Here is a 6183-nt window from a genome sequence, read left to right as displayed (position 1 = left end):
GATACCTAGCCTGAGGTGGAGAACGTTCGTCGCTTTTCGTTTCTGAAGCCATCTCATGTTCACCGATATCTTCCTGCCCCAGTTCCACAGACATGTCCGGTTTATTCTGGGTTTTGGAATTATGTGGGCGAATACGGTAACTACAACGTCGACCACCTTCTAACAGATATTCGGCTCGCTCCACATCAACATCTGGCCCAAGAACCGTCCTGAAAATAGACAGCTCTGCACGACAAAATCCCTGACAAATCGTAGCCGCGGTACAAATAGGGCAGTGATTTTCAATAAAGAGAAATCCACCCTGATCATCTGCCTCGGCTGATGCCATATATCCTTCGCGCTCTCTCAATTCGACCAACTGGTGTACCCGATCTTCAAGTGTTGTTACTTGTGAAAGGGCATATGTATAGTTCTTGAGCGTCTGTTGCTCGCGATGACTGACCAGCTTCTCAACCCCTTCATCACCAAAAATGATGCGAGCGCTTTCGATTAGATCTTTTGTCAATAATGCATGAGAATCGCCGAATGTGTTATGAGACTCTGCTGTTAATTCCCAACTCACAGCTGGCCTTCCTGCCCCCGAAGACGAAGCCTCTACCGATGCCTTTTGAATCATTCCTTCTGCAGACATTCGTTTGAGGTGTTGGCGCATACCAACTGCTGTCATGGACAATTCACTTGCCAGATCAACTGCTTGCATTTCTCCTCGTGCTTTCAGCAATGCGAGAATTGCATCTTCTGTCTTTTCATTTTTTCTCATAGCAATAGAGTATACTCTATAAAGCTAATTAAAAAAAGTGTTTGCTTTTCTAATTATTCCGCTTACAAATTAAATAAGAAAAGAAAAAACTTTTTTATTTAAGGTCTGTATCATGCCCAACTCTGCGCCACTAAATACCAAGTCAAAAATGACTCCGCAGAACATTCTACATCTGGTGATTGTTTGTATGGGCGTCGCCCTTTATGCCTTAAATAGCTTAATCACTTCGACATTATTGCCTTCCGCCGTTGATGATCTTAATGGCGTTGAATTTATTAACTGGTCAGCCCTGCTTTATACCACGGCGGCGATGATTGCATCACTTTCCGCAGGGACAACAAAAACCAGAATCGGGGGGCGTGCCATTATGACTATCGGTGGCTCGATCTTCACGGTCGGCTCTCTTTTGGTCAGCCTTTCCCCATCAATGGAATTGTTTCTGTTCTCTCGCGTTGTTCAAGGGATTGGCGGAGGATTGGTTCTCGCAAGTTGTTACACCGTAATTGCTGACCTTTTCCCACGCCATCTCTGGCCAACTGTTTTTGCAATGGAATCTGCTGTCTGGGGTATTGCCTCGGTTGGTGGGCCACTCGCTGGTGGTATTTTTGCCCAAACAGTAGGATGGAGGGCGGGTTTCTATATCATGACTGTCTGTGCAATCCTGTTTGTCATCCTTATAAGGTCTAGTTTTCCTAAAAAGGAAAAGACTGAATCCACAACAGAAACAAAAATCAAAACACCACTGCCTTTTTTCAGGCTTGGGCTTTTGGGATCAGCCGTTTTGATCATCGCAATGGGAAACAGAGAACCCGACTATGCCGTGGCTTTCTTGATCACTGGCTTATCCTTGCTTGGATACCTTCTCTATAGGGACAAAAGATCTAATAACTCATTACTTCCCAAGCATGGCCTCAGTCTTTTCAGCGTTGCCGGCACCGGAATTACAGTCATCTTTCTGGCCATGGTTTCTTCCATTTCTTTTATGGTTTATGGCCCTTATATTTTGCAAAAAATCCACGGGTTCTCCCCCCTGTCAGCAGGATTCATGGTTGCTTTGGAATCAATATCCTGGTCACTCGCAGCAATGGTCTGCGCCAAACTTCCCCAGAATAACAGTTGGCGGCTATATCTTATACCAACAGGTGTCTTTACCGCATTCTTAGGGTTTTATGGCATTGCACAGTTTCTTTACGGCGGACCTCTGTGGTCCTTGAGCATTGCCATTTTTCTAGCCGGGGCAGGATTCGGCATTTTTTGGGCCGACCTCTCGTCTGTAATCATTGAATCAGGGCCAAGTGAGGAACAGGACAAAAGGTCTGGTGCCATTCCAACATTGCAAATGTGCGGGGGCGCATTGGGTCCTGCGATTGCCGGCATCCCAGCAGCCATGATTGGGTTCAGTGAGGGGGCCAGCCCAGAGATTATTGAACAAACATCATATTGGGTTCATGCCATCTTTTTCCCCGTATTGATCGTTGCCACACTCTTATCAATCTATCTGGTAAGGTTAAAAAACAAAGACGCCCAAAAGGATCTATTGAATTCTATTCCAGAGCCCCTGTGATATTCCAGATAAATCAGGTAGATAACCAGATCATGAATACGGCTAATCAATGCCACTGGACGTACCGGAAGCCATAAGGTAGCTTCCCGCTCAATATATTTATTTATCGCCAATATTATTGAGGGCTAATCATGCGTCCATCAGGCCGTACTCCTGACCAAATGCGTCAGGTTACTATTGAAACCAACTTCAGCAAACATGCCGAAGGATCTTGTCTGATTAAATTCGGCGATACGCACGTGCTTTGCACGGCATCAGTCGAAGACAGCACACCACCATGGCTTCGCAATTCTGGAAAAGGATGGATCACTGCCGAATACGGCATGCTCCCCCGTGCAACCCACAGCCGTTCAAATCGGGAAGCAGCTCGCGGCAAACAGTCTGGCCGGACACAGGAAATCCAGCGTCTGATCGGCCGTTCTCTGCGTGCGGTTGCTGATATGTCAGGCTTTGGCGAACGTCAGATCAAAATTGACTGTGACGTTCTACAGGCCGACGGTGGCACACGTACAGCTTCCATTACAGGTGGTTTTGTTGCCCTTCATCTTGCATTCCAGCACATGAAGAAACTCGGTATGATCGAAGAAATTCCGCTGACAGACCACGTTGCAGCTATTTCTTGCGGTATTTTCGAAGGCACACCCGTTTTGGATCTCGATTATCCCGAAGATTCCAATGCTCAGGCTGATTCAAACTTTGTCCTGACAGGCGGCCTCGGCGTTGTTGAAATTCAGGGTACAGCCGAAGAAAAGCCTTTTTCTCGCGATGAGTTCAACGCACTACTAGATCTCGCCGAAAAAGGTGTTTCTGAGCTTATTGAACTACAGAAGCAAGCAATTGATTCAGAGTAGAGTAACCAACGGATGCACAGGTAGATAAATGCTGGTCTGGGATGAAACTGACGTATTAACCGTCTTAGAGGCTATTCCTGATGTTGAACCTTACGGGATCTACCATAAATTTTCTGTCCATAAAGATCGGATCGAATTACGTCTGTGCATATTCCAATTCGATGGTGATGTCAGTATTGAACTTTTCGGGGATGACATTGAAGATCCAGTGTTTTCAATGAAACTTGTTGATTGTACAGGTGTACGTCGAATACAGGATCAATCTGGTGAATACTTAGAATTTGCTCCAGCTAAGTGCTTTGGAAGCAGATATGATGGGATATCGAAGATTCCTTTTGGTGTCCATATACACATAAAACCGACAATCAGTGTTTCCCTATATGGATAACAAAGTAACTCATTTTTTGGAAAGTACAGAACCATGGCACAGACCGCGAATTCATTACGGGATGGTAAACTCGTTCTCGCCAGCCATAATCCGGGAAAGCTGCGCGAAATAGCCGAGCTTTTGGCTCCCTATGGCGTTGACGTTATTTCAGCCGGAGATCTCGGCTTGCCTGAACCTGTCGAAGATGGGGAAACCTTTGCAGCAAATGCAGAAATAAAGGCGCTTGCCGCTGCAAAGGGATCCGGTCTACCAGCTCTGTCAGATGACAGTGGTCTAGCTGTGGTTGCCTTGAGTGGTGCCCCCGGTATCTATTCTGCGCGTTGGGCAGGTCCTGAAAAGGATTTTTCTTTGGCAATGGAAAAGGTCGAAGAAGAACTGCAAAAAGCCGCAAAGAATAGCAACGATACACGTGCAGCCTACTTTGTATGCGCTCTTTGCCTCGCTTGGCCAGATGGTACGACAGAAGTCTTCGAAGGCCGCATTGATGGTACTATTGTCCATCCGGCGCGCGGTCTGCAGGGTTTTGGCTATGATCCCATTTTTCAAGCCGATGGTGAGACAATAACATTCGGTGAAATGGATCCAGCACGCAAACATTCAATGAGTCATCGTGCCCGTGCCTTTGCTTTGCTTGTTGCCGAAAAATTCACCCCTAACGCCTGAACCAAAGTCCGCACATCAACTTTGCGGACCTTTAAGCGAGACTGAATTCACTGTGCTAAACTAGTCAGAACTAGTTTAAACTCATTTCCGGCTGACCTCTAAAGGGACTGCGTTTTGATAAACACTCCAAGTTCCGGCTCTTCCCTTCCCGCTGCCGCACGGCGCGGATTTGGTATCTATATACACTGGCCCTTTTGCTTGAAAAAGTGCCCCTATTGCGATTTCAACAGCCACGTCCGCGAAGAAGTTTCTCAGGAACGATGGCGCGCAGCCCTTTTACAAGAGCTTGATCACTACGCCGACTTATTGAAAAAATCTGGCGGTGAAGGCAGAATTGTTAGCTCAGTGTTTTTTGGCGGTGGCACACCTTCTCTCATGGCGCCGGAAACAGCCGAAGCATTGATTCAGCGAATACGAAAACACTGGCCCTGTACGAATGACCTTGAAATTACATTGGAAGCCAACCCAACTTCTGTTGAATCAGATAAGTTCGCTGCCTTCGCCCAAGCAGGTATCAATCGCGTATCGCTAGGGATTCAGTCTTTAAATGATCAGGATCTAAAGTTTTTAGGGCGGGAGCATTCTGCCGCTGAAGCTCTCAAAGCGATTGATGTCGCCCGGCAGAATTTTGAACGCTTTTCTTTTGATCTGATCTACGCCCGTCCTAAGCAAGAGAAACAAAGCTGGGAAGACGAGCTAGAGCGGGCCCTAAACGAAGGCACCAAGCATCTTTCTCTCTATCAGTTAACAATTGAAGAGAATACACCGTTTCATGGCGCGCGCCGTCGTGGCGAGCTTAAAGAACTCAACCCTGACATTGCAGCCGAACTATACGATGTCACCAACAATGTTATGGCACGTCACGGATTGCCCAACTATGAAATATCAAACTATGCCAATCCCGGGGAAGAAAGTCGCCATAACATAACTTATTGGAAATACGGCGATTATATTGGCATCGGCCCCGGAGCTCATGGACGACTGACATTGGCAGACAACACGCCTTTAGGAAACAAAATCGCGACAAGGCAGCACAGAGCACCGGAAATTTGGCTCAACACTGTAGAGCAAGCTGGTCATGCAACTCGAACACACGATTCAATTTCGACTACCGAACGTTTTGAAGAAATGCTCATGATGGGGTTGCGTTTGAGCGAAGGTATTAAACTAGAAGATGTCCGGGATGAAACAGATCAAAACCTGACAGATCTGATTCAACCCGATAAAGTGAATCAACTTGTACAAGAAAGCTTGCTATCTCTTGATAACAAGAGAATACGAGCCACAGTTGAAGGCAGAACCCGACTTAACAGCGTACTCTCTTATCTATTGGCATAACCACCTCTACAACCCAAGAATTACGCCAAAAATACAAAAAGAAATCTTTCGCGTAAGAATATCATTCTATCCACGTTGACAAGCGTGCTAAATCATTTCAAAAATAGCCATGGCTAACTATGATTATTCCTCTTCACTCTTAGATTTCTCAGATGCCCCTGACGAAATCCTTCGCATACTGAAGATATGGCAAGATCATAAGCCCGCTCAAGGTAACCCCTATAAAAACGAGATGGATCCGTTAAGGTATCGTAAGCACCTTGGTCGGTTTTGTGTTGTGGAAATTCAGAAAGATCCCCTAGACTTCGTATACCGCCTTGATGGTACCGAGATTTCATCCTCTTCCAACGAAGATCTTCGCGGTAAAAGCATCCTTGATGGCACCCCAAGCGAAATCTATCAGGAGCATTTTGAAGAGTTTAAGACAACCTTTCTGGCTTCGGCTCCGCAGATATGGAAAATCTTTTATCGAGACGAAGAGACCTCTGATTATTTACGTCTGATTCTTCCCTACGCACAAAATAATGCCCCAGCCAAAGACTTACCGTCATATTTTATGACTTACTGTTATTCTCTTCTTACTCCCGAGGGACATTTCGAAGCATCTCGTTACTCAACA

The 6183-nt window shown here is 46.1% G+C and carries 7 protein-coding genes; 6 read left to right on the top strand and 1 reads right to left on the bottom strand.

Annotated elements, in window-relative coordinates; translation table 11 throughout:
- Positions 1-760, bottom strand: a 760-nt coding sequence (locus tag Q0241_RS10480) for a metalloregulator ArsR/SmtB family transcription factor (protein WP_299377099.1), incomplete at its 3' end; no start/stop codon positions are given.
- A 112-nt stretch (positions 761-872) separates the two neighbouring features.
- On the opposite strand from Q0241_RS10480, the gene Q0241_RS10475 reads away from it, so the two are divergent.
- From Q0241_RS10475 to Q0241_RS10450, 6 genes are all read left to right on the top strand, one after another.
- Positions 873-2324, top strand: coding sequence for an MFS transporter (locus Q0241_RS10475; RefSeq protein ID WP_299377097.1), 1452 nt, complete (start codon positions 873-875; stop codon positions 2322-2324).
- Between the two features lie 131 nt (positions 2325-2455).
- On the top strand, positions 2456-3175 hold the full coding sequence (gene rph / locus Q0241_RS10470) for a ribonuclease PH (protein ID WP_299377095.1): 720 nt from the start codon (positions 2456-2458) through the stop codon (positions 3173-3175).
- A gap of 28 nt (positions 3176-3203) precedes the next feature.
- Positions 3204-3563: a hypothetical protein gene (locus tag Q0241_RS10465; protein WP_299377093.1), complete on the top strand. Its 360-nt coding sequence runs from the start codon at positions 3204-3206 to the stop codon at positions 3561-3563.
- A gap of 33 nt (positions 3564-3596) precedes the next feature.
- The gene (gene rdgB, locus Q0241_RS10460; protein ID WP_299377091.1) at positions 3597-4226 is read left to right on the top strand and encodes an RdgB/HAM1 family non-canonical purine NTP pyrophosphatase; all 630 of its coding nucleotides are present in this window, start codon (positions 3597-3599) and stop codon (positions 4224-4226) included.
- A 114-nt stretch (positions 4227-4340) separates the two neighbouring features.
- Entirely contained in the window at positions 4341-5564 is a 1224-nt protein-coding gene (hemW, locus tag Q0241_RS10455) for a radical SAM family heme chaperone HemW (RefSeq protein WP_299377089.1), read from the top strand.
- 109 nt (positions 5565-5673) lie between these two features.
- The coding region (locus Q0241_RS10450; RefSeq protein WP_299377087.1) for a PAS domain-containing protein at positions 5674-6183 on the top strand (510 nt) is incomplete at its 3' end.

The sequence above is a fragment of the uncultured Kiloniella sp. genome (genome assembly GCF_937128705.1).
Lineage (GTDB): Bacteria > Pseudomonadota > Alphaproteobacteria > Kiloniellales > Kiloniellaceae > Kiloniella.
The sequence above is the reverse complement of the archived record's forward strand: the minus strand, read 5'-3'. Positions and strand labels throughout refer to the sequence as shown.